The 25,893-nt window shown below is 61.2% G+C and carries 12 protein-coding genes; 7 read left to right on the top strand and 5 right to left on the bottom strand.

Features of this window, described 5'->3' with window-relative positions; all coding sequences use genetic code 11:
- Positions 1-8 precede the first annotated feature (8 nt).
- Positions 9-2,876 carry a condensation domain-containing protein gene (locus tag G3A56_RS23885; RefSeq protein ID WP_082184933.1) on the top strand — a complete coding sequence of 956 codons (2,868 nt, stop codon included), beginning with the start codon at positions 9-11 and terminating at the stop codon, positions 2,874-2,876.
- A gap of 267 nt (positions 2,877-3,143) precedes the next feature.
- Here G3A56_RS23885 and G3A56_RS23880 read toward each other — a convergent pair whose 3' ends face one another.
- On the bottom strand, positions 3,144-4,490 hold the full coding sequence (locus tag G3A56_RS23880; protein ID WP_082184934.1) for a condensation domain-containing protein: 1,347 nt from the start codon (positions 4,488-4,490) through the stop codon (positions 3,144-3,146).
- A gap of 44 nt (positions 4,491-4,534) precedes the next feature.
- The gene (locus G3A56_RS23875; RefSeq protein WP_082184935.1) at positions 4,535-8,974 is read right to left on the bottom strand and encodes an amino acid adenylation domain-containing protein; all 4,440 of its coding nucleotides are present in this window, start codon (positions 8,972-8,974) and stop codon (positions 4,535-4,537) included.
- Positions 8,975-9,055: 81 nt separating this feature from the next.
- On the opposite strand from G3A56_RS23875, the gene G3A56_RS23870 reads away from it, so the two are divergent.
- The 6 genes from G3A56_RS23870 (at position 9,056) to G3A56_RS23845 (ending at position 16,387) form a co-directional block, all read left to right on the top strand.
- Entirely contained in the window at positions 9,056-10,231 is a 1,176-nt protein-coding gene (locus tag G3A56_RS23870) for an isochorismate synthase (RefSeq protein WP_082184936.1), read from the top strand.
- 18 nt (positions 10,232-10,249) lie between these two features.
- The gene (locus G3A56_RS23865; RefSeq protein ID WP_082184937.1) at positions 10,250-11,869 is read left to right on the top strand and encodes a (2,3-dihydroxybenzoyl)adenylate synthase; all 1,620 of its coding nucleotides are present in this window, start codon (positions 10,250-10,252) and stop codon (positions 11,867-11,869) included.
- Positions 11,870-11,963: 94 nt separating this feature from the next.
- The gene (locus G3A56_RS23860; protein WP_082185986.1) at positions 11,964-12,833 is read left to right on the top strand and encodes an isochorismatase; all 870 of its coding nucleotides are present in this window, start codon (positions 11,964-11,966) and stop codon (positions 12,831-12,833) included.
- A 13-nt stretch (positions 12,834-12,846) separates the two neighbouring features.
- Positions 12,847-13,602 (top strand): 2,3-dihydro-2,3-dihydroxybenzoate dehydrogenase, encoded by a 756-nt coding sequence (gene dhbA, locus G3A56_RS23855; RefSeq protein WP_082184938.1) that lies wholly within the window; start codon positions 12,847-12,849, stop codon positions 13,600-13,602.
- A 30-nt stretch (positions 13,603-13,632) separates the two neighbouring features.
- The gene (locus G3A56_RS23850) at positions 13,633-14,346 is read left to right on the top strand and encodes a 4'-phosphopantetheinyl transferase family protein (RefSeq protein ID WP_082185987.1); all 714 of its coding nucleotides are present in this window, start codon (positions 13,633-13,635) and stop codon (positions 14,344-14,346) included.
- Between the two features lie 127 nt (positions 14,347-14,473).
- Positions 14,474-16,387 carry a PhoX family protein gene (locus G3A56_RS23845; RefSeq protein WP_082184939.1) on the top strand — a complete coding sequence of 638 codons (1,914 nt, stop codon included), beginning with the start codon at positions 14,474-14,476 and terminating at the stop codon, positions 16,385-16,387.
- A gap of 365 nt (positions 16,388-16,752) precedes the next feature.
- Here G3A56_RS23845 and G3A56_RS23840 read toward each other — a convergent pair whose 3' ends face one another.
- From G3A56_RS23840 to G3A56_RS23830, 3 genes are all read right to left on the bottom strand, one after another.
- Positions 16,753-18,057, bottom strand: coding sequence for an HlyD family type I secretion periplasmic adaptor subunit (locus tag G3A56_RS23840; RefSeq protein WP_137067625.1), 1,305 nt, complete (start codon positions 18,055-18,057; stop codon positions 16,753-16,755).
- A 3-nt stretch (positions 18,058-18,060) separates the two neighbouring features.
- Entirely contained in the window at positions 18,061-19,812 is a 1,752-nt protein-coding gene (locus tag G3A56_RS23835) for a type I secretion system permease/ATPase (RefSeq protein ID WP_137067624.1), read from the bottom strand.
- A gap of 109 nt (positions 19,813-19,921) precedes the next feature.
- Positions 19,922-25,858, bottom strand: coding sequence for an Ig-like domain-containing protein (locus tag G3A56_RS23830; protein WP_164056848.1), 5,937 nt, complete (start codon positions 25,856-25,858; stop codon positions 19,922-19,924).
- Positions 25,859-25,893: the final 35 nt, after the last annotated feature.

The raw sequence follows: 25,893 nt of genomic DNA, 5'->3' as shown, positions 1-25,893 counted from the left end.
AGAGGACAATGGCAGCAGACAATTCGCGCATGCTTGCGCGCCGCATCGAAGAAACCTTCGATGGTGAGGACACGTCCCCGCGGGGCGGATCGCAGCCAAGCCAATATGAGGAACGGGTCTGGTTCTCGCAGTTTCAGGACCCCGATCAGGTCTTCCGGCATATTCTCACCTACCGCATCGGCGGCGAGAGCGACCTCCTGCGCCTCACATCGGCCCTGGAGACGGTTTGCGCTGCATGGCCCGAACTTCGCGTGCGGTTTTCCTTCGGGGAAGACGGCACCCTTGCCAAGAGTGTCGAAGCGCCATCGGCCTCTCTCGTGCAGCTGTTTCAGGCGCCTTCGACAGACGAGGCGATAGCCCTGCTGCACGACCTTCAGGCAAGCCCCTATGACGCGGAAATCGATCCGCCGTTTCAGGCGATCGTGCTTTTGAGCGAAGGAGAGGTGCTGCTGGCGCTTCTGGTGCATGGCCTGCTTGGCGAAACCCTGTCATCGCAGACACTTCTGGAAGCTATTGCCGCCGCCTATGCCGGCGAGGCACCAAAGCCGCTTTTACCGCGCATCGCCGAAACCGGCATCGTCAATCCCCTTCCGCTACCCTGGTTGCAGGGGTCGGCCTCCGGCACGCATGTGATCTCTTTACGGGACAGCGGGGCGAAACCAGCGAGCCATAGCCACGGCGTCGATCTCCCGGCCACCCTGCTTGACCTCGACGGCTCAACCACGACCGAAGCGCTTCTGGCACGCGCAGGCGCCCGTTTCGCACATTTTATCGCAACGAACGGCAACCTTGATACGGTTACCCTGCGCCTGCCGTTGCAATCGGGCGGCGAGACCGGCTTGCCGCTTCCCGCGGATGCGGTCGCCCGCGTGTCGATCCCGCGTGGCCAGTCGCTGCCGGAGGCCGAAAAGGCCGTGCTGGCGGGCCTGAAACGGCAAATCGGAAACAGCAGCAAACACAATGACGAAGCAGCCACCTTCACCTTGCAGGCGCTGGCAACGTCAGCTGAAACCTCATCCGTCGAGCGCCTCCGGTTCGAGCGCCTGCCGCTCCCCTCGCTCCAGTCCGGCCTCGGCCTGACGCTTGCCGCCGGCAGCACGGTTGACGGCCATATCCGTCTGGAGCTGACGGGTGGCAAGGAGACCTCCCCGCATGGGACGGCGTTCCTGCTGGAACGCTTCGTCACCCATCTCGAAGGCGGTGCGGATTTTTCCGCCATCACGCATTCGATCCCTTCCGCAGGAATGGCGGCGACAGCATCCCCGCCCGCCGCCTCTTACTCGAGCGACGACGAAATTGCCGCAACGATCCTTGCCGAATTCCGCGAGGCGCTTGTATCTCCCGACATGGGGCCGGATGACGATTTCTTCGACTTTGGCGGCCATTCGCTGATCGCCACCCGCATCATCGGACGCCTTCTGAGCAATCATGGCATCGAGGTGCGGTTCAACGACCTGTTCAGCTATCCGACCGCCGCATCGCTTGCAAAACAGGCGACGCGTCTCGAAACCGCAGCGCCTGCACAGTTGGAGTCCACGGAGACCGGCTCGCTCACGGCACCGCTTTCGCTGGCGCAGATGTCGCTCTGGAAAGCCTATGCCGCTTTCGGTTTCGGCGAGATATTCAACATACCCTTTGCCCTCGACTTCCTCGACCCTGTCGATGAGAGCGCCTTCGAATGCGCATTACTCGATATTATCGAGCGCCATCCCGGTCTGCGGACCCATTTCTACGTCGAGAACGACACGGTTCTACAGAAGATCGTGCCCATGCACGACCTGCCCGGCTACAAATGGTTCTGGACCAGCGAAGAAAGCGAAGGTGTGGACCGGCACGCGGAGGCTTCCTGGCGGTTCGATCTTTCCCGCGAATTGCCGATGCGGCTGCGTTTCCTGCGCAATCCGCAAACCGGCGGCCAGGTGCTCTCCTTCCTCTTCCACCATATCGTCCTGGACGAATGGTCGGTGAACCTGATGATGGACGAGCTGGCGGAAGCCTATAGGGCAAGGGCGGCGGGCAAGGCCCCTGTCTTTGCGGGCAAACCGGCGCCCTTCCATGAATTCGCCAGAAAACAGGTGGCATCGGGCGTCAATGCCGACCATCTTGCCTATTGGACAGATATGCTGCAGGATGCACCCAAGGGCCTTGTGCTGCTCGGGCAGGACAGCATGCCGGCAGAAACTTCGCATGACGAGGCGCCGGCAGGCGGCTGGATCGAGTTCAAGCTGGAAAAACACGTCAGCGACGGGCTTTACGCCATCGCCAAGCAGAACAGCGCCTCCCTGTTCAACGTCGTTTATGCCGCCATTGCCGCGTCACTGCGGCATCTGGGCGGGCTGAGCGATCTGGTGGTCGGCACGTCGGCATCCGGCCGCACCGATAGTGGTTATTTCGATACGATCGGTTATTTCACCACGGTCGTCGCCCATCGTGTGCGTTTCCAGAAAGAGATGACGGTCGGCGAGCTGATTTCATCGGTGAAGAACACGGTCAACGGTTCGCTGGAACACAGCGAAATCCCGATCGATCTGGTCGAAGAGGCACTCGGCATGACGCCGGGCCGCGACCATCTGTTCGAGGTGTTCATCCAGATCCACGCCAAGAACAAGCTGAACGGCACGCTTTCCGGACCGGACGGCAAATCCGTGGAGTTCCGGCAGATCGATCCCGACAAACACGAATCCATGCTGGGGCTGCAATTCGAGGTGATGGAAGAGATGATTGGCGGCGAACGCTCCATCCGCGTGCTGATGAGCTACCGCTCCGACCGTTACGGCCCGGAGGATGTCGACCGGCTGCGCAGCACCACCAGCGGCGTCTTCAGCCGTTTCGCCGAGGCAGGCGCTTCGAGCCGGGTGCTGACGACACTGGCCTGAGTGCGGGCAAGCGCGCATAGAAAAACCCGGCTTCGCATGGCGGAGCCGGGTTTATTTTGCTGACAATTCCTTTGCGTAGATCTGTTTGACGAAGCCGCAGCATTTGCGCCCCGTCACCCCGGACTAGATTCGGGGTCCAGTGCGATCAAGTCATTGACCGCGAAAGACTCTTCTCGCCGCGCAGACGCGCGGCGGCTGGATACCGGGTCAAGCCCGGTATGACGGGGAGAGATTTTCCGTCCTCTTTTGTGCAGAGGACCCGGCCATTCAAACCGCCAGGCGGAACCTCGCGGAGACCTCTTCAGCCGCAACCGCCAGCGCCTCGCTGTGCAGCATGGCATCCAGAAACAGCGGCAGCTCCTCGCGATAGCGCGCGAAATCGTCCGCTTCCGTCAGCGCCGAATCCGCGTCGATATGCAGGTTGAGATCGCTGCCGTCATCTTCGCCACGGAAGGTCAGGTTGAAGCCATCGCCCGGGCCATTGGCGAGAATGTGCCGGGAGACGGTAAGCTCCGCAAAGACCGGTGCGCTGAAAGGCAGGACGTTGATGAGCGGAGAGAAAAAGAACCGCCGGCCCTTCGATATCTCCTGGTCGGCGGCGATCTGTTCGATGCGGTAGCGGCCGTGCAGGCGCTGCTTGCGCAGATTGGCGGCATTGCGCGCAAGGAAGCCGCCAAGGGTTTCCTGCGGTTCGATTGTCAGATGGAACGGCAATATATTGACGAGCATGGCGGGCATATGCGCGCCGACGCTGCCCCAGCGGCTCATGAAGGGCAGCCACAGCGTCAGCACATCGCGATCCGGGCGCGGCAGGACGCGGTGAAGATAAAGGCCTGAAAGCAGCACCAGCAGGTCCGGCCAGCCGATCTCAAGCGCACCCGATATCTGTTGCAGCCTTGTGCTGAAACCTTCCGGCAACCCCGCATCCGCATGCAGGCCACCGCCGCCGTAATCCTCGCAATCCTTGTCCAGCACCGGCAAATCGACCGGCGGCGCGAGATAGACCGACCAGAAATCGCAGTCCTTTTCGAAACGGCGGCTTTGCCGGTAGGCGTCCTCTTCGGCAAGAAAACTGGGGAAAGGATGGAAATCCGGACCCGCCTCGCCCTTGCCGCAATAATGCCCGTAAAGCTGCCCGCAGCGCTGCTCCATCAGCGTCAGGCCATAACCGTCGACGACGATATGATGGGCGCGGATATACCAGAGGTAGCGATCATCGGCGATGCGGTAAAGCACCTGGGCGGAGAGCCTGTCTGTTCGAAGATCAAGCCTTGCCTCGACATCCGCGTTCATGCGCCGCAACGCCTCTTCAAAGGGCGCGGGATCGTCGCGGAGATCGACACGCTCCACCACCGGAGCGTGGAGCGGATCGCAGCATTGCTGCGGCGTCTCACCATCCTCGCCGACACGAAAGCGGGTCGACAGCACGTCCGATTCGCGCACGGTGCGTTTGATCGCCTCAAGCAGGGCGCCTTCGTTCACGGCACCGGAAAGCTCGATATAATGAGCGACGGTGGAGACCGGCTCGTCGGGATGGAAGGAAAATTCCTCCCAGAAATCGAGTTGCGGCTGGGTCAGGGGAAGCCAGCCGCCGGCAGGATCGATATGCGCCATCTGTTTTTCCTTGGATTATTCCTGTGATTTCTGGCCGTGAGGCCTCATGCCGCCGAGGCGGGTAAAAGCGAACTGACCTGTTTGGCGTTGCGGCACCGCAAAAGCTGTTGCGGTGAAAGCTCGACGCCGAAGGCGCTGCGGATTTCAGCCGAGACGGTTTTCAGATGCGAAGGCAAGAGGCCAAGCGCCAGCAGATCGCTGTTCATGTCCACATTCGCCGGGTTTTTGCCGAGCACGCCAAGATAGATATCCAGCACCCGGCGATCACCCTGATCGGCGGCTTTGACTGCCACAGCTGCAGGTGCCTTCGCAGGTTCCGCTGCCGTCAGCAACTCACGGGCGCGGCGGCGATCCGGCTTGCCATTGGCCGATAGCGGCAGATCGGTGACATTGAGAAAGCGGCCGGGCACATGCGATTCCGGCAGATGCCTGCGGGCGAAATTGCGCAGATCTGTGGCGGAAAGCTCAAGGCCGGGCATCGGAACATAAAGCACGCCGATAGCGGCTTCCCCCTTTTGCTCGGCGCCGTAATCCACCACCAGCACTCGCTGGATGGAGGGATGGCGGATAAGTTCGTTTTCCACATCCGGCAGCGAGACCCGCACTCCGCGCACCTTGACGTAACCGTTGACCCGGCTTGCGAACATGATCTTGCCATCCGGCCGGTAGCGGCCCCGGTCTCCGGTGCGGAAAGCCAGCAATGCATTTCCGTCCGTATCGCTGACCGTCACGAAATCCGTCTGGGTAATGGCACCATCTTCCAGATAGCCGATCGCCACATTGACGCCCACTGTGTGGATGCGGCCGACAACGCCCGCCGGGCAATGGCCGCCCTGATCGTTGAGGATGAAATAGCGATTGCCGGGTAGAGGATGCCCATAGGGTATCGCTGTGGTATCGGCTGCCACAATCTCGTGCCAGATGCTCCAGATGGTCGTTTCTGTCGGCCCGCCCAGCGATATCAATCGAAGTTCAGGTTTCAGCCGGCGCATCTCCTCGATGACGGAAGGCTTGATGTAGTCACCGCCCTGCGCGACGAGCCGGAGCGAATCGAGCTGATCGCCACGGCGGCAGGACAGGAGCATTTCAAGGATGGCCGGCACCGAGCACCACAGCGTCACGCCATGTTCGGCCACCAGTTCGTTCCAGCGAACCGCATCCTTTTCCTCGCCGGGTTCCGGCAGCACCAGCGTCGCACCGGCGGCAAGCGCGCCGAAAACATCGAAAACAGACATGTCGTGATGCAAAGGCGTAACCGAGATGAAGACGTCGTTTTCCGTCACCGCCCATTCCGAAAGCGTGCTGCCGATGACATTGGCCGTGGCCCTGTTAGAGAGCACGACGCATTTCGGTTTGCCTGTCGTGCCGGAGGTGTAGAGGTAATAAGCGGGCGCTTCGCTTGCCGAATGTGCCACCAGTTCCGCCGCGTCAACGGGCACACCGGACGTGGCTGGCGTTGCCAGAAGCTCCTCGGGATCGATAGCGTCAAAGCCTTGCGGAACGCTACGGGCAACGATGATGGCCGGGCGGCAATTGGTCAGCAGGTGGCGCAGGCGGTCTTCCGGCGAGCCCGCATCGATCGGCACCCAGATGGCGCCTGTCAGGGCAGCGGCCAGCGTGACGGCCGTGTGCTCGGGACTGCGCGGCAGGCACACCGCCACGACATCGCCGCGGCCGACACCCCGCGCCTTCAGGCCCGCCATCGCCCTGGCCACCATCTGACCGAGTTCGCCATAGGAGATTCGCCGTTTGCCATTGATGAGCGCCGTGCGCGATCGGTCGCCTTCGAAAAGATGAGAGGCGATCCGTTCTAGAAATGGCGGGCAGACGAAGTTCCCCTCGTCGCCGTTCAACCGGTAGTGGGACAGGTCGACGATCTCACGGGAATTCATCGAGAACGTCCCGCTGGCCATGATCGCGGCAATGGCGCGTTCGATCGCACCGAGAATATCCGCCACCATTGCGCCATCGATCGCCTGTTCCGCATAATCGATATCGAGGACGAGATCGCCAGCCGGATTTTGCGAAAAACGGAAATCCAGCGCCACCTGCGGTGTCTGGGTCAGCCCGTCCGTCCAGCGCAGCGCTGAGTTTTGCGAAAGCGTGGGCCAGGATAGGCCGTTGGTGATGACGACAGGCAAAGCGAGTCCACCGGGATTGGCGTTGAGAAGGATGCGATTAAGATCGATTCCCGAAAAAGCCAGATGGTTGAGGCCCTCAAGCACATCCGTTTGCAAAGCTGCGGCCCGCTCCGCAAAATCGCCCTTGGCCGCATCCCATTTGACCGCGATGAAGCTCGAGCGATTGGCAAAGGCGCCTTCCACCTGCGGGGCGACGGGAATGCCGACGACGAGTGCGCCTTCGTTCAGCCAAAGCGACAGTACATCGAGGATCACCGCCGTCAGCGCCGAATTCTTGAACAGCCGCTCTTTCGCGCCGATCCGTGAAAAGGCGGTAAAGCGTTGTTTTTCCACGGTCAGGCTCTGGCGGCTGTAACGCGAAACGGCAATGGTTTCGAGCGGAGCCTTCCAGGGCAGTTGCGAGGGCACTTCGGCGCCCTCAAGCTTTTCAGCCCAATAGGCCGCATCCTCGGCACGGGCCGCTGCGATATCCTGCTGCGCGGCGGTGGTTGCGACGGCTGATGCGGGCAGCACGACATCATCGAAGAGTTCCGCCGCAAGGCTGGCTATTCCCCGCCCGTCGAGAATGAGGGCGTCGAAGCGCAAGAAGACCGCCACGCCATCGCCTGCCGCAATTTCCGGCAGACGAAACACCGTGACCTGCCAGGGAGAGGCCGCAAGATCGAAATGGGCATGCGAGAAATCCCGCCGCACTGTGTCCATCCGCGCTTCGGCTTCGGCAAAGGACAGGTTCGAAAGATCAACAATATCAAGGTTGATTTCCGGTTCTGCGGAGACAACCTGCACCAGACGCCGCTCATCGATGCGGGTGCGCAGGCTTTCATGCCGCCCGACCATTGCGGTGAGGCGCGAGCGAAGCAATGCCGGATCGATATTGCCGCGATACTCGCGGAACTCCTGCATCGCCACGCCGCTCAGCGGCAGGTGGGTGCCGCGACCGAGCAGATAGGCCTTTTGCAAGGCTGAGAGTGGCCGTTCCATGGGTTTTCCTTTTGTCTGCGCGGTCGCTTCCGGCGCTTGCAAGCCGAATCGCTCCACGGTTTCGGAAACGAGATCGGGGCTGGCGGCCAGACGGCGAAGAAGGGCGGCATAGGTGTCGAACAGGGCTCGCAGCCAGCTTTCCGGCAGCGCATCAAGGCGCACATCCCAGTTGATCAAAAGCCCGCCATCGAGCGCTGCCACCTGCGCATCCAGCGCAACTCCCGGCCCTTGCGAGACGGTGTGGATCATCGGGCCGAACACCCGCCCGACACGCTCTGAAAACAGTTCGCCGCCCGGAAGATCGACCCCGGCGGTAAAGACCACCGGCGAGGTCTGCAAACCGCCGTGCAGGCGGGAAAGATCACGCATGACGCTGACACCGGGATAGGACTGGTGCGCCAATAGCCCGTTCATATCCCCGACCAGCCGCGCAAGCAGCCTTTCGAGGCTTTCCGCAGGCCGAATATCGACGCCGAGAACCAGCACATTGGAGAATTCGCCGACGATACCGTCGACCCCTTCCACCAAAGGCGCCCGCCAGAAGCCCGGCACCGAAAGCCGAAATTTTTCCGTAGCCGTCGCCTGCGAGAGCGACAGGGCAAAAACACCGAGCAACAGGGTCGACGTGGTCACGCAGCAGCGCCGCGCCACCTGTTCCAGACTGCTGCGTTCCGCCGGTGAAAGTGTCGCGGCAAAGCGATCGGTGTGAACGGCGCGTGATGCGTCATCGGGCAAAAACGGCAATGGCGGGGCCCCTGGAATATCGGCAATATGCTGCCGCCACCACAGCCGGTCCCTTTCACGCTGAGCCCTAAGTTCCGGATCGGATGCAAGACGTTCCGCCCAGCTGAAAAAAGACGGCGGCGACTCAGCCGAAAGCTCGCCTTCATCTGCACCGCCTTCATAAAAACGGGCGAGGACCTCCATCACGATTCGCATGCTGGCCGGATCGATCGCCAGCATATCGGTATCCACATGCAGCCGGGCGCGGCCCTCGGGCAGCAGGCTGAGCGAAACCGCAGCCGGCGGGGCGACGCGCAGATCGGCCCGGCGATGGCTCCACTCCTCACGTTTGGCGGCAAGACGATGCGCAAGCGCCTCCGTATCTAGTACAGTCATATCCTCCACATCGAGGCGGAGCGGCCGGCCGACAGCGTCCACCGTCTGGTGCCCTTCCGCATCGATCCTGAGGCTGAGCATGGGATGACGCCGGCACAGTTTCTCGACCGCGACAGCCAGTCTTTCCGCCTCCAGCCCTTGGCCCTCGAACTCGAGATAAAGATGCGGCGTAACTTTTCCGAGTATCTCGTCCGCCTCTCGGCCGACCCAGTGGGCAACCTGCATGGGGGTTAAATTTAGCATGTGAATTTGCACCGATTGACAAAACATGATTATCATAATCAAGTATAAGCCATCGTCAACCACTCGCACAGGAGGCATCCCATGAAAACGGGAGCACTCAGGACGAATGACGTCGAATCCGACGAAATTACTGATTTTGATAGAGAATTTCTGTTTACTTCCGGCACCGGACAATTGCGGGCCAAAGGTATTCGCGAAAAGATAACGCTTCCCGCCCGGGGCGGCGAAGATGTTGCAAGCCCTTTGCAGCAGGCAATAAAGGGCGCTTTCGAGCGGGCACGCAGGGCGGGACAGGACAATCCCATCGCCATTGGCGCAATCCCTTTCGACGTCAGCGAACCCTCATGCCTTTATATTCCGGACAACTATGAGTGGAGTTCGAAGGATACCGCTCCGGTCTCGACTGATTCGGCCATGCCGGCGCTTGTCGGCCAGAACAGCCTGCCCGACGAGAGCGGTTTCAAGCGCGCCGTCGAGCATGCCATCGTCAATTTCCGCCATTCCGATGTCCGCAAGGCGGTGCTTTCGGTGATGCGCGAATTGACCTTCGCCTCCGAGGTCAATGTCGAAAGATTGCTGGCCAGCCTCGCCAAACAGAACCGCGAGGGTTACCAGTTCCGCATTCCGCTGCCCGATGGCGGCGATCTGATCGGCGTCAGCCCCGAACTCCTCATCCGCAAGCAGGGTGAAAAAGTCATCTCGAATCCGCTCGCGGGCTCGGCAAAACGCATGGCTGACCCGGTGGCGGACAAGGCCAATGCCGACCGGCTTTCGGCATCGGAAAAGGACCATTACGAGCATAGCCTGGTGATCGAGGATATCCGTTCGCTGCTTACGCCCTGCTGCGCGGAAATCGACGTTCCCGAAAAGCCCTCCCTCATCAACACGGCCGCTCTCTGGCATCTTTCGACGTGTATCGAGGGTCGTCTTGCCGATCCTCAGACCAACGCGCTGCAACTGGCGTGCCTGCTGCATCCGACACCGGCCGTTTGCGGTTTCCCCACCGAGCGCGCCCATCGTCTCATCCGCTTCGTCGAGCCTTTCGAGCGCGGGCTGTTCACCGGCATGGTCGGCTGGACGGATGCCGAGGGTAACGGCGAATGGGTGGTGACAATCCGTTGCGGCACCGTGCAGCGGGAAACCGTGCGGCTCTTTGCGGGCGCCGGCATCGTTGAGGCCTCGGAGCCCGAATCCGAATGGGCCGAGGTGCAGACCAAGCTCAAGACCATGCTGAACGCCTGCGGTCTTTCTGCCTAATTTTCCCAGGGACAAACCATGACAATCGAATTTGAACGCTGGCCCGACGATCTGGCGCGCCGATACCGCGACCGCGGCTACTGGATCGACAGACCGCTCAGCGACATCCTCACCCAGCAGGTGGAACGCCGGCCGGATGCGACCGCGCTGATCTGCGGCGAACGCCGCTTCACCTATGCCGATCTCGACCGGCAATCCTCCAATCTTGCCGGGCATCTCTCCGCCGCCGGCATCGGCACGGGCGACACCGCACTGGTGCAATTGCCTAACATCGCCGAGTTCTACCTCGTCTTTTTCGCGCTCATCAAAATCGGCGCGGCCCCCGTCAATGCGCTTTTCAGCCATCGCCGGCTGGAAATGACCTCCTATGCGGAGCAGATCGCGCCGAAGCTGGTGATCGGGTCGCGTTCCCACGAGCTTTTTGCTGATGACACATTTGTGGAGGCGCTGAAGGCGGTCTCTCCAAAGCTTGCCGTGACCCTGCTGCTCGGCGAAACCGATCCGCAGCGCAGCCTGGAGCAGCGGCTGGCCGCCCCGGCCGAAAATCCACCGACTTACGCTCCTTCCGCCGCCGATGAGGTGGCGCTGTTCCAGCTTTCCGGCGGCAGCACGGGCACGCCGAAACTGATCCCCCGCACGCATAACGACTATGGCTACAGCGCCCGGGCCAGCGCGGAAATCTGCGAACTCTCTCCGCAGACCCGTTTCCTCTGCGCCATTCCGGTGGCGCATAATTACCCGATGAGTTCGCCCGGCGCGCTCGGCGTGTTCCATGCCGGGGGTGCGGTCGTCATGGCTGCCAATCCGGAGCCGCTTGCCTGCTTCGACCTCATCGAAAAACACAGCGTCGATATCGTGCCGCTGGTGCCGCCGGCGGTGGCGCTGTGGCTGCAGGTGGCTCCCGCCCATCGCGAACGGCTGAAATCCCTCAAGTTGCTGCAGGTCGGCGGCGCAAGCTTCGCTGAAGCTCTCGCCCGCCAGGTGCCGGAGGTGCTGGGCTGCGCACTGCAACAGGTCTTCGGCATGGCGGAAGGTCTGGTGAACTATACCCGGGCAGGTGATCCGGACCACATCGTCTTCACCACGCAAGGGCGGCCGATCAGCCCGGATGACGAGATCCGCATCGTTGACGAGGACGGCAACGACGTGCCCGAGGGCGAAGCCGGCATGCTGGCGACGCGCGGCCCCTATACGTTCAGGGGGTACTACCGTGCGGCCGAGCACAGCGCCCGCGTCTTCGACAACCAAGGTTTTTATTATTCCGGCGACGTCGTGCAGCGCACGCCCGAAGGTTACCTGCGCGTGGTTGGCCGGGTGAAGGACCAGATCAATCGCGGCGGCGAAAAGGTGGCGTCGGAGGAGGTAGAAAACCTGATCCTGCGGCATCCGGATGTGACCCATGCCGCACTGGTGGCGATGCAGGACGAGCTTCTCGGTGAGAAAAGCTGCGTTTTTCTCGTCTCCCGCAATCCCGCGCTCAAGGCGCCGGCCATCCGCCAGCATCTCGCCGGTCTCGGCGTTGCCGATTACAAGCTGCCGGACCGGGTGCGCTTCATCGAGACCATGCCGCTTACCGCCGTCGGCAAGATCGACAAGAAAAAGCTGCGCGACCTGCTGGCAGCGCCCGTCCCAGCGTAAGGCGGCACCTTAAAGGCGTGCGGCAAGCGCACGCCTCAACCATTTTGAAAATTGCGCGTCGCCCATGCCGGTGCGCCAAACCATCGAGGTCAACATGACGATCCCCACAATTTCCGATTATCCGATGCCGGTTGCTGCGAGCTTTCCGGCCAACAAGACCAAATGGCAGCCAGACGCCAAGCGCGCCGTGCTGCTGATCCACGACATGCAGCGTTACTTCCTGCGGTTCTACGAGACCGACGGCAAGCTGATGACCACGCTCATTGACAATCTCGCCAGGGTGAAGGCATGGGCCGTTCAGCACGGCGTGCCGGTCATCTATACCGCCCAGCCGCATGAACAACCGCCCGGCGACCGCGCGCTCCTGAACGACATGTGGGGACCGGGGCTTACCGTCGTCGATCCGGAGTTGCAGAAGGTCGTGGACAAGCTTGCGCCGACGCCGGATGACGTCGTGCTGACCAAATGGCGCTACAGCGCCTTCCAGCGCTCCGATCTTGCAGAACGCATGAAAGACTGGGGCCGCGACCAGATCATCGTTGGCGGCGTCTATGCCCATATCGGCTGCATGATGACAGCTGTGGAAGCCTTCATGAAGGATATTCAGCCCTTCATGATCGGTGACGGCGTCGCCGATTTTTCGGAAGGCGAACACCGCATGGCGCTGCAATATGTGGCGACGCGCTGCGGTGTGGTGATCGATACTGCAAGCCTTACCGGTTCGGGCGAAGCCACCGATCTCTGCGAATGGCTGAAAGCCCGTGTCCTGCAACTGGTGGAGGACGACAGCGACATCGACCCCGATGAGAACCTGATCTTCTACGGCCTGGATTCGCTGCAGGTGATGAAGCTTGCCGGAGAACTGAAGGAACGCGGCGTCACCGTGGGCTTCGATGAGCTTGCCCGTGTGCCGACACTTTCCGCCTGGTGGGCGCTGATCGAAGAAAAGCGGCTCGCAGCCTGAGCGGACGGACCAGATGACGCAGAGAAGATTTACCGAACGGCGCGTGCTGGTGACGGGCGCCGCGCAGGGCATCGGTCGCCGCATCGCCGAGCGTTTCACCGAGGAAGGGGCCGAGGTCATCGGCCTCGACCTCATCGCCGATGCAACGGATGCAACCTTCCGCCACATCACGCTCGATATCACCGACGCAGCGGCGGTGGAGGCGGTCAGCAAGGCAATAGAGAAGGAGTGGGGCGGGCTCGACATTCTGGTCAATGCCGCCGGCATATTGCGGCTCGGCGACAGCGAGAGCCTGACGCCGGAAGACTGGAGAGCCTGCATGGACGTCAATGCCGCAGGCCCCTTCTACCTGCTGCGGCAATGGAGCGGCGTCTTCAAGCGGCAGCGGCGTGGGGCAATCGTCAATGTCAGCTCCAACGCCGCCGTTGTGCCGCGCATCGGCATGATGGCCTATTGCGCCTCCAAGGCAGCGCTGGTCAGCCTCAGCCATTGTGCCGCCCTTGAACTCGCGCCCTATGGCGTGCGCTGCAACGTCGTGTCCCCCGGTTCCACCGATACGCCTATGCTTGCGGGTATGCTGAGCGATCCCGCCGGCAAGGACCGGTTGGTCGCCGGCCTGCCCGAGCAGTTCAAGCTCGGCATTCCGCTCGGCAAGATCGCAAGGCCGGACGATATCGCCGATACGGTGCTGTTCCTCGCCTCCGATCAGGCCGGCCATGTGACGATGCAGCAAATCGTGGTCGACGGCGGCGCCACGCTCGCGGCCTGAACATCGGTCCGCTTGATGGAGGTGACGGATATGGCAGTTGCACCGGCGTTTCACCGCGAAGCCGTTTCCGGCGATCCACCCGAGGCCATCTGGCCTTGGCCGGATGGCAGATGCGATTGCCATTGCGTCACCCTTCATTACAGCGCCGACGAAGGGTGCGGCGGCAGGGTCCCTCCCCTGCCGCCGCAGCTTTTGCGCGCCGTGCCCAGACGCAAGGCGGAATTCGTCGCCGGGCGCAGATGCGCGGCAGAAGCCATCCGCCGCCTCACCGGCCGCGCCGCCTTTCCAGGCATGGGAGAGGACCGCGCGCCGATCTGGCCAGAAGGCGTGATCGGCGCGATTTCCCACAGCCATGAACGGGCGATTGCCATTGTCGGCTCTTCCGAGCGGTTCTGTGGCATCGGCATCGATATTGAAAGACTCCTAACCGAGGAGGAGGCCGGCGATATCGCCGCGCAGGCCCTGACGGCAAACGAACGCCACAGCCTCGGGAATGACATCGATCCCTTCATGACCGGCTTGATCTTTTCGGCCAAGGAAAGCCTGTTCAAGGCGCTTTATCCGACAGTGAAACGTTTTTTCTTTTTCGACGCGGCCGAACTATCCGGCTTAGACGACAACGGCTCGGCCTCTCTGCGGCTGACCGCCGACATAGGCGGTGAATGGCACAGGGGAACGGAGATTCCCTTCCGTTTCTGCCGCTTCGACGGCTTTCTCGTCACCCGCATCATGATCGGGCGCTAACGAAGAAAGCGGCCTCGTTGAAGGGAAAATGACCAGTTCCACTGCCCTTCCCGTCATTCGCATGAAATATTGAGACGGTAGGCACCTTGCTGGAATGATTCCAAACAAGCAACGGTGGAGACAGACTATGACCGACATCGATACAAGCAAATTGTCCTGGGACGAATGGGACGAACTGCAAAACCCGCCGCCGGCCGAAACCGATTTCGACCGCGTTGTCGAAACCGCGATTTCCCGCCGAGGCTTTCTCGGCGGCGTGCTTGCCTTCGGCTCGGCCGCAGCCGCCATGGGCACGCTCGGCAACCTGATGACCAGCACTTCGGCCGAAGCGCAGGAGGCAGCCGCCGGCCGCTTCCCCTTCAAGCCGGTTGCTGCCGCGACGGACCACACCATCCATGTGCCCGAAGGCTACAGCTGGAAGCCGGTTGCCAAATGGGGTCAGCCGCTGTTTTCCAACGTTCCCGATGTCGATCCGGCCAAGGGCGTCAGCGTTGAGAATTCCGACAAGGTCTTTGGCGAAAACACCGACGGCATGGAACTGTTCATGGTCGGCGCTCATCAGCTGATCGCCGTCAACCATGAATATGTGAACCCGGAAACCAACCTGCCGCACGCTGAGAAAGGCAACCCGAAGACGGCCGACGACGTGAAAATCCTGCAGAACATGCAGGGCGTCACCGTCATGGAAGTCGCGGAAGGCACCGAAGGCTGGGAAATCGTTCTCGACAGCCCGTTCAACCGCCGTATCCACCACAACACGCCGATGAAGCTTTCCGGCCCGGCCGCCGGCTCCGACCTCGTCAAGACAGCCGCCGATCCGAACGGCATCGACTGTCTCGGGACCTTCAATAATTGCGGCGCCGGCCGCACGCCCTGGGGCACCTACCTCACCTGCGAAGAAAACTTCAACGGCTATTTCGGCACCGCGGACGCCGCCTTCAAGCTGCCTGACGATTACAAGCGTTACGGCATCGTCGCCGAGACCCGTTATGCCTATGAGAAATTCGACGCGCGTTTCGACGTTGCCAAGAACCCGAACGAGCCGCGCCGCGCCGGCTACGTGGTCGAGATCGATCCTTCGGACGCCTCCTCCACCCCGATCAAGCGCACCGCGCTTGGCCGCATCAAGCACGAGAACGCCGCTGTGGTGATTGCCCGTGACGGCCGTGTCGTCGTTTACATGGGTGACGACGAGCGTGGCGAATTCCTCTACAAATTCGTCTCCAACGGCATTTATGTTCCGGGTGGCGACACCTCGAAACTGCTCGACGAAGGCACGCTCCACGTCGCCAAGTTCGCCGATGACGGCGCCGGCGAATGGGTGGCTCTGACACCTGAAACCACTGGCATGAAGATCGATGAGATCTGCGTCTTCACCCGTCAGGCCGCTTCCAAGGTGGGCGCAACCACCATGGACCGTCCGGAATGGGTCGCCATCAACCCGGTCGCCATCGAAGCCTATTGCGCGCTGACCAACAACAGCCGCCGCGGCGAAATGAAGGATGGCAAGCTGCGTGCCAATGCCGGCGGCGACGCCATGGCCACCAATGCCGCCAACCCGCGCGAAAAGAACGAATACGGCCAGATCGTGCGCTGGTATCCGGAAAATGACGACCATGCGGACAGCAAGTTCAAGTGGGACCTGTTCTGCATGGCCGGCAACCCTTCCGTTCACAAGGACGCCTTTGCCGGCTCCTCGAACATCAACGAAGGCAACATGTTCAACTCGCCTGACGGCATGATGTTCGACTCGACTGGTCTCCTCTGGATCCAGACCGATGGCGAAGACAGCAATGAAGGCAACTTCGCTGGCCAGGGCAACAACCAGATGCTGGCGGGCGATCCGGCCACCGGCCGTATCGAGCGCTTCCTGACCGCGCCGAAGGGTTCCGAAGTCACCGGCCAGACATGGTCCGGCGACAAGCGCACCCACTTCGTCGGCATCCAGCACCCCGACGCCCCCTTCCCGGATGGCGAAGGCAAGCTGCCACGCTCGACCGTCATCGCCATCAAGCGTGACGACAACGCACAGATCGGTTGATGCTGTGAAATAGACGGAACCGGGTCCCGGGATAACGGAGAGCCGGTTCCATTAATGAGAGCGCCGTGCGCCCCGAAGGATGCACGGCGTTTTGTTTTGCGAGCAAATCCCGAAGGCTCTGTTTTCCGTAACAGGTTGTGTCACCGACCCCTTCTCCACAAGCGGGGTCATTTTCAGCCCCAGTAGATAACGACGATTTCAAGCACGCAGACAATGGAGCTGTGAGGGCGTCCCCACGACTGCGGGAACGGAGTTTCGGTCTATTTAACGACCCCTAGCACTGCTGCGGGAAGAAAGGGCACGACGTTCCCGCCAACCCTTCCTTCCCGCAACACGCTTTTGCCCGCACCGAACTCTGGAAGGCGTCAGGCCTCACGGAACGTGCGATTGGCCTGATCGAGCAGGGGTTTGAGGAAATACGACAAAACGCTTCGCTCACCGGTGGTGATGAAGGCTTCAACCGGCATGCCGGGCATCAGGGTAAATTCCCCGAGCCGCTTTATCTGCTCCTGCGAGGTGGCAACACGCACGATATAATAATTCGTCCCTGTCCGCGTATCGACCGTCACATCGGCCGAAATGCGTTCCACCGTTCCGTTGATTTCCGGCGTCGTTTTCTGGTTGAATGCGGAAAAACGCAGGTTCGTCGCCTGACCATAGTAAATCTGGTCGATATCCTGCGGCGCGACTTTCGCCTCGACCACGAGTTTATCGACCTCCGGCACGATCATCATGATCTGCTCACCGGGAGCGACGACGCCGCCGACCGTGTGGACCGCCAGCTGATGTACGACACCATCCTGCGGCGCGATGATATCGACGCGCTTTAACTGGTCTTCCGCCGCCACCCGGCGCTCGACATATTCGCCGATGCGGGCGTCCATCTCGCGCAGATCCGAACCGACTTCTTCTGACCATTGCTCGTCGATCTGGATGATCTGCAGAGACGTCTCGCTGATTTTCGCTTCAACCCCGGCAATGCCGGCCATCAACCGGCCGATATCGCCTTCGATATCCGTGGCCTGCCGTTCCAGCGTGCTGAGCCGGCTTTTTTCCATCAGGCCCCTGTCATGCAGGGAACGAAACCGGGTCAACTCGTCATCGACCATGCCCTGCTCGCGGAAATTCGCCGCACGCTCGGCGTCCATGCCCGCTATTTCATCGCGAAGCTGCCGAACCCGCTGTTCGAGCTGACGTTTCTTGCTTTCACGAACGGCCCTGCGGTCCTCGTAAAGACGCTGCTCGGCGCTCATCATCGCGGCGATCTCAGCATCGCCTATTTTGTTGAGAAGCACCTGTGGGAAAACCACCTTGCCGACCCGGTCGCGCTCGCTTTCAAGCCTCGCCCTGCGGGCGATGAACTGATCGAGGCTTTTGACGATGATGGCGAGGTTTGCCCTGGTCATCGTCGCATCGATGCGCATCACCACGTCACCGGCCTTCACCCGGTCGCCGTCTCGCACCATCAGCTCGCTGACAACGCCGCCCACCGGATGCTGTACTTTTTTAAGGCTTGTTTCCACCACCAGCGAACCCTGAGCGATGACCGCGCCGACGATTTCTGTGCCGACGGCCCAACCGCCGAACAGGCCGATCAAAGTTAGAAATCCGAGCGCACCGACAAGAAGATGGCTGCGGATCGAGCGTTTGAGTGACTGCCATTCGTCCATCTCTTATGCCTTTCCTGTTTCTGCGCCCTGCACGACCTTGAGAGCACCGGCCATGCCACCGACAGGGCGAAGCACCTTGGCCAGCACCTCCTCCTTGGGTCCGAAAGCCTGCTGCCGGCCATCGGTGATCATCAGCACCTTGTCCACGGCATAGAGCGCGCTCGGCCGGTGGGCGATGATGACGGCGACGCCACCGCGCTCGCGAACCCCGAGAATGGCCGCGGTCAGCGCATCCTCACCCTCGGAATCGAGATTGGAATTCGGCTCGTCGAGCACAACGAGGAAGGGATCGCCGTAAAGCGCCCTCGCAAGCGCGATCCGCTGCTTCTGCCCCGCGGACAATTGCCGTCCGGTTTCACCAACTTCGGTGGAATAGCCATCCGGCAGGCTGACGACGAGATCGTGGATTCGCGCGCTGCGCGCCGCCGCGATGATCTTGCCCGACGTCGCTTCCGGATCGAAGGAAGCGATGTTTTCGGCGATCGTGCCGTCCAGCAGTTCTATCGATTGTGGCATATAACCGATGTGGCGCGCCAAGGCGGCGGCCGGCCATTGGTCGAGTGTCGCGCCGTCCAGCCGGATCGCACCTTTGAACGGCCGCCAGAGGCCGACAAGCAACCGCGCCAGCGAACTCTTGCCCGAGCCGCTCGCCCCGATCACGCCGAGGCCGCTGCCAGCCGCAAGCGTAAAGGCGATGTCCTGCAACACCGGCTCATCCGCTTCCGGCGGGATGGCGCCGACACGCTCGACCGACAAAAGGGCATGCGGTGCGGGCAGGTCCATGCGGGCGGCGGTATCGGGCAGCAGCGCCAGCGTTTTTTCAAGACGTCGGCGGCTTTGCCGCGCCGCGATGAAACCCTTCCAGTTGGCAATGGCGAGATCGACCGGCGCAAGCGCCCGTGCCGAGAGGATCGAACCGGCGATGATGATGCCGGGCGTCGCCTGCTCGTTGATGACGAGCCAGGCACCGACAGCCAGAATGCCGGATTGCAGCAGCATGCGCAGCACCTTGCTGGCCACCCCGAAACCGGAGGAGACATCGCTTGCCGACCGCTGCTCGCGAACAAATGCGCGGTTATCCGCCTGCCAGCGTTCCCGCAGGAAAGGCGCCATTCCCATGACGGCGATGATATCGGCGTTCCGGCGGCTGGTTTCAGCCAGCCGGTTACGTTTGGAGGAGTGCCGCGCCGCTTCTTCCACGGGATGCCGCGACACCAGTTCCGTCATCAATGTGAAGACCGTGAGAATGGCGGCGCCGGCAAGTGCGGTGACGCCGAGCCAGAAATGGAAGGCGAAACAAATGGCGATGTAAAAAGGCAGCCAGGGCAGGTCAAAAAGCGCGGTCGGCCCGCTTCCCGACAGGAACGAGCGGATCGTATCGAGATCGCGAAGCGGCTGGGCCTGACGGCCGCTGACAGGCAGGCGCAGCTGAAGGCCGATCATCGCATCGTAAACCTTGGAGGACAGCACCTGATCCAGACGGTCGGAAATGCGCACCAGCAAACGCCCGCGCAAACCGTCGAACAGACCCTGAAACGCATAAAGCACGACGACGATGCCAAACAGCGCCACCAGCGTCGGCAGGCTTCGGCTCGGCAACACCCGATCATAGACCTCCATCATGAACAACGAACCGGTGAGATAGAGAATATTGACCAGAGCGCTCAGCAGGCCGATGCCAATGAAGGCGCCTGTGCAGCCGGCGAACACGCCCCTGATCTGGCGGACATTATTGTTGGCGGAATTATAACGCATTTTTACTAATCCGTTGAGATCGGGGCGGTAACGGCCGGCGGTAACATGCCGGTGTCAGGTGCCCGCGAACGTGAAAAAGGCGCATCCCGAAGGATGCGCCCTTTGTGGGTCAGGCGAAGCGGAAATCGTCGATCGCGAACTGCTCGGTCTTCACTCCATCAAAGGTGATGGACGATCCGTCCTTGAAGGCGATCTGCGCACCGTTTTCTCCGTCGGTGAAGGAGCCGGAGGCGATGAGCGCCTGATAATCGGCGAAGACATCCTTGGAGAGCTGTACGACATCCGTGCCCTCGGCACCGGCCTGGAAGTCCGTCACCACATCACGGCCGCTGCCGGCTGCGAAGACAAAGGTGTCCCCGCCGCTACCACCGGTCAAGACATCATTGCCCGCGCCGCCATTCAGCGTGTCGTTGCCGGAACCGCCGTTCAGCGTGTCGTTACCAGCACCGCCGTGAAGTGCGTCATTGTCTGCGCCGCCCATCAGCACATCGTTGCCGGAACCGCCCTCGACGATGTCATTGCCATCACCGGCAACCACGCGGTCATTGCCAGCACCGGCATCCACCATGTCGTTGCCACCGCCGGCGAGCAGGGTGTCGTCGCCGGCATCGCCGTCGAGCATGTCCTTGCCGTCGCCCGCCACCAGCACATCGTTGCTGCCAGTGCCTTCCACGATGGTATACTCGGTATATCCGTCCACCTTCACAGTCGTGATACCCTTGGCTTCGCCACCATTTGCATCACGAACCGTATAGCTGAGCGTCACGGTTGCCTGCTGGTCGTCCTGCAGCGCCGCAAAAGCGGATGAGGGATCGACAACCAGCTTGCCATCCACGACCGAGAAGGCCGCAGCAGCCTGTGCGTTGGTCACGGCAATTCCGGCAACCGCCATCACGGTTACACCTACGAGCGTCAGGCGGTCGCCTTCCACGTCGGTGTCGTTGGCGACGAGATCGAAGGAGGCGTTATCCTTTTCACCCAGGGTGATCTGGTCGTCCACGGAGACAGGCGCATCGTTGACGGGAGCGATCGTCACGGTGACCACGCTCTCAACGCTGCCGCCCTTATTATCGGAAATGATGACTGTGAAGCTGTCGGTTCCGTTGACATTCGCGTTCGGCGTATAGACCCATTCGCCGGTCGCCGCGTCGATCTTGACATCACCCTTGGCCGCTGCGGCTCCCGTCTTGATGGCGTAGGAAAGCATGTCGCCATCGATATCCGAAGCGACGATCTTGCCCTTAAGAACAACATCCTCATCCGTTTTCGCGGCAATGGCAGCGGCAACCGGTGCATCGTTGACCGGCTTGACGGTGAAGTTCGCCGTTGCCTCGCTCGAACCGCCGCGGCCGTCGGAGATCTTGTAACTGAAGGATGCCTTGCCGTTGAAATCCGCCGCCGCAGTGAAGCGTATGCCATTTTCTTCCAGAACCGCCGTTCCACCGGCAGCCAGGGAAACTTCAGTCACCGTCAACCGGTCGAGATCGGCGTCCATGTCATTGCCGAGCAGAGCGCCAAAGGAGATGAGGAAGGATGCGGCATCCTCATCGATCGCGGCAAGCGTATCAGCCGCCGCGACCGGACCACGGTTGACGAGACCCTTGACGATCCCATCGCGGTTCAGCTGCGTTCCATCTGCAAAAGACACCAGTTCGATGCCGCCGCCAGAAAGCTGGTTGCGCAGCGAGAGTTTTTCGCCATTGGCAAACTCGATTTCGACGGTTTCGCCGAACTTGCGCAGAACAGCTTCGTTTCTGGCGATATCGTCCAGCACGAGCACATCCTTGTCGCCTGCCACACTCGTGGTCTCGATGATGTCGTCGGAACCGTCGCCACGGCCGTAGATGTAGGTATCGGAACCATCACCGCCTAAGAGCAGGTCGTTGCCCGCGCCGCCTTCAATGACGTCGTCACCAAGACCGCCGGAGACGATATCGTTGCCATCGTCGCCAAACAGCGTGTCGTCGCCGTTGCCGCCCGACAAGGCGTCGCGTCCTGCGCCACCCTTCAGCACGTCATCGCCATCGTCACCGCTAAGGCGATCATTGCCGCCGTTGCCGAACAGCCTGTCGTTACCGCCTTGGCCAAGGATCATCTCGTCCGCATCGGTTCCGGTCAGTACGTCGTTTGCCCCGCCGCCGTTGAGGGTCTTGCCCGCATCGAGACCGGATTTAAGGTCAACCACCGTCAGATTGTCGAAGGTCAGACCCGCATTGCCCCAGGAGTAAAGGCCGAAGGTGCCTGCATCGAGTTCGAGGTCACCGATCGGATAGGCAAACAGCGCCTCATCATTGAGGAAGGCAGTGATCTTGTCGCCGGAGACTTCGGCGCGAAGCTTCATTGCCTGACCCGGCTCGTATTTGCCCGGCACCTGGGCCAGAATTTCCTCAACGCCGTTCTTCATGCGCACGAGGTTGAAGATGCTGCCGGCACCGTTTCTCGGACTGCGGTCGAGAATGCCGTCGGCATCCAGTTCGAGCTTGTAGTAGTTCTTGCTGTCCTTGTAGCGGAACAGGAAGCCGAGGCCGTCCTTATCAGGCGTCTGGATCGTCGCTTCGATGGCGTAGTCGGTCCAGGCGAGCGCCGCCGGATCGTTAAACAGTGCATAGGTACCAAGACGCAGAACGTTGACACCATCGCCAAGCGGGCTCCAGCCGCGCTGCCAGTAGTCAGCCGCAGTTGCACCGGTCCAGATCAGTTCGCGGCTAGCAAGCCCGGTCGTCTGAAGAAGCTTGCCATCGGAGATCAGCCATTCGGACGTCTTGCCGTCCGGTCCGATACCGCCAAGTTCGCCCTCGTCGACGATCTTGAAGCGAGCCATTGCCTCGGCCGAAGAGAAATCCTCGGCGACAAGGATTTTCGTCCTGTCCACGACCGTGACGTCGATACGGTCCGTCGAAACGGAACCATTTGCCGCTGTAACCTTCAGGAGCAGCTTGTTGACGCCTGTATCGAGGGCGACATCAACCGTCTTGCCGGTTGCGACGACATTGCCCTTGAGGTCCGTCCAGACGAAGCCGGTCAGTTGCTCAGGCCCGAAAGAACCCGACGCGTCGAGCGTGACGGACGCCTTGCCGTCGCCGTCGATGTCGTAGGCTCTTTGATCAATGCCGGCCTTGGCGGTCGTGCCTGCCTTGGTGACGACGATGTCATCGAAAACCGAAGCGCGCTGGCCACTGGAATAGACGCCGACGGTGCCGCCGGAAAGCGGAGCGGTCGCATCCATGACAGGGCCGCCGAAGACGTTCTTGTCGCCAATGAAGACGTTGATGGAGCCACCGACCACGGCAACAGTCAGCGGGATATCCATATTATAGGGCGTGCCTGCATTGACCTCGGCAAGCAGGACTGCCTTTCCGTCGGCGACCTTTACAAGCTGGCGGCGGTTTGTTTCGCCGTCCATGGCGAAGCGGTAGTAGTTGTTTGCGTCCTTATAGTAGAAGTAGACGCCCATCGCATCGTTATCGAGTTGTGTCAGCGTCGCCTCGAACACGTAGTCGCTCCAGGCGGCCGACTGAGCGCCGATATAGACGAGCTTGTTGCCCGCAGCATCGCTCTGGTCGAAAAGTGCCGCCTCAGGTGCCGCAAGATTGGCGCTTGCGGTCGGGCGGGAAAACACCGTGCCCTTGAGCAGGAACCGGCCGGTATTGCCGTCAGCTGCGCCAAAATCGGTGGCCCAGCCCTCGGCTTTGCCGTCGTTGAAGTTTTCAACAAGCAGTGTGCGGTCGCCGCGCACCAGAACATCGATCTTATCGCTGGTCTTGACGCCGTTCACATCCGTTGCTGTGAGCGTCAATTTATGCTTGCCGAGAGCGAGATCGGCCACAGCCTCCTTGCCTTCAGCAACGATATCGCCGTTCTTGTCGGTCCAGACGAAGCTCTGTATTTCACCGACAAGCAGCGACTTCGCACCGGACAGGGAGACAGCGGCTGTGGATGCCCCGGCAGCGGCATTGGCGACGATATCGTCTCCGGCCTCGGCCATGGCGCGGGCCTTGCCTGCACCGACATAGACATTCTCGAACACTTCCTGATGTCCGCGATAATAACCGGTCAGGCCATCGCGATCGAGCTCAGGCTTCGTGCGGTAACCGTCAAGATAGTCATCGAAGGCGGTGAAATAGGTCTCTGTGGTGATGCGGTTATTGTCAGGATCAACGGTGATCAGGCGCATCGCGCCGTTGCCGCCATTATTGCCGCGGGATTCGACGCCGTTGCCGGTGATTTCACGCGATACACCGTTCTGGTAATTGACCAGGAACTGGAAGACGGGCTCGCCATACTGGTTGTAAGTGATGTCGGTTTCCGCGCCGTCGCCGAAAATATGGCCGGAGAAGGTCATGACGATGTTGGGGTAACGTGCAAGCAGCGCGCGGGCGACATATTCGCCGTCGTTTGCACCGCGCTGGTCGGTGCGCATGCCGTAGTCGTAGCCGGCACCTTCGTCATAAAGCGGCAGGGCCAGGTTGTCCTGACGCGTCGCATAGCTGGTCAGCGAATGCGTTGCGAGCATGACGCGGTGGTCGGGAAACTTCTCGATGACGTCGCCCGCCCAGCGGATCACGTCGTCGCGCGGACCGAATTCGAGCGAGATGGACAGCCACTTGGTGCCATCCGGCGCGGTGAAGGTGCTGTAGGTATTGCGCGCGGCAGCCTGTTCCTGATCGTAGGCACCGCCGAAGACGCCGGGATTGGTTGCCGCCTGCTTTTCAGCAGAAAAGCGCCTGTCCAGTTCAACTGAGGTGTGGTCGGCAGCACTTCCGCCATTCGCCTGATCATGATTGCCAGGCAGCAGCGCGTAAGGCACCTTGCCGTCGAGCTTGCGAAGCGCCGGCTCGGCGACATCCCACTCGGCGGGGCGGTTGTTCTGGGTGATATCGCCGACATGGCTCATGAAGACGATTTTATGACTGTCGCGATTGTCGACCAGCCATTGCGTCATCTCGCCGAACAGGTGCTTGATGCCGGCATTGGACGTGTAGTCCTGCGTGTCTGGGAAGACGGCGATGGTATAGGCGTTCGGACCGGCCACGCGCACGCGGAAGTCGTCCGTGGCGCTCTTGCCGGCACCGTCGGTGGCCGTCACGCGGATATCGGAATGGCCGAGAGCCGCAAAGTCGAGCGTCAACTTGTTGCCATCCGTCAGGACCGCGGTAACGGTCTCGTTCTTGCTGTTCTGAACGGTGAAGGTGAGCTTCTCACCGGAGAAATGCTTCGACAGATCGATCGTCACATTCGCCGCATCAGGCGTCACCATCATATCCTTGATGGCCGACGTTTTAGCGACAGCAACCGGATCGACCGCAGGCTTCTGGCCGATGGCGAGAATGCCGGCCTGGGCCGGAGTCTTGAATTCGAGGGTTGTGCCGTTACCGGTGACTGTACCCTTTCCAATCGCGGGCGTGGCCGAACCCTGGGCAAAGCGGGTTTCGAGGACGCCGACCTTTTCAGCCTCCTGCTTCATCGCATCCGGCAAGATGCCGGAGGCCTTAGGGCCTCCGAGATACGACATTTCGTCGGCTGTCAGAACCTGTTTGAGGAAAAGAAGAGTGCTGAGGTAGCCGGGCGAGGTTTCGCCATCCTCGTCGGAAAAGATCAGGAAGCCCTTGGACATGTCGATGCCGAAGCGACCGGCGCCGGACGCAGCAATCTTCTGGTCGGCGACGAATTCACCGTTGATGTATTTTTTCATCGAAACCGCGCCGCCCGCATCTGTTTCGATCGTCAAGCCGATGCGGTTCCAGGCGTCCAGCTTGGCCGTGCCGCGATAATCGCTGCTGATGCCAAGGCCATAGCTATCACCGCTTGCCTTGCCGAAAATATCGCCATCGCTGCGGTTGGTAAGGTCAGTCTGCAGGAAAGGCATCCAGCCGGTGGAGCCGTTCTTCGGGAAATAGACGTCGTAGACCAGGCTGTAGGAGGTTGCCGTGCCGGCACCGTTCGGCGAGACGAGAATGCTCTGCTGTTGCGACAGGCGCGGAATGGTCAGGAGCCAGTCAGAGGAGGATTCGATGGGATTGGCGATCGAGTTTTCAGAAGTCGTCATCTCTTTGACCCTTTACGTGAAACGGATTGGCCCTG

Origin of the sequence: Rhizobium oryzihabitans, from assembly GCF_010669145.1 — a bacterium.
GTDB classification, from domain to species: domain Bacteria; phylum Pseudomonadota; class Alphaproteobacteria; order Rhizobiales; family Rhizobiaceae; genus Agrobacterium; species Agrobacterium oryzihabitans.
Note: the sequence above shows the minus strand (reverse complement) of the source record. Positions and strands in the feature narration are given on the sequence as shown.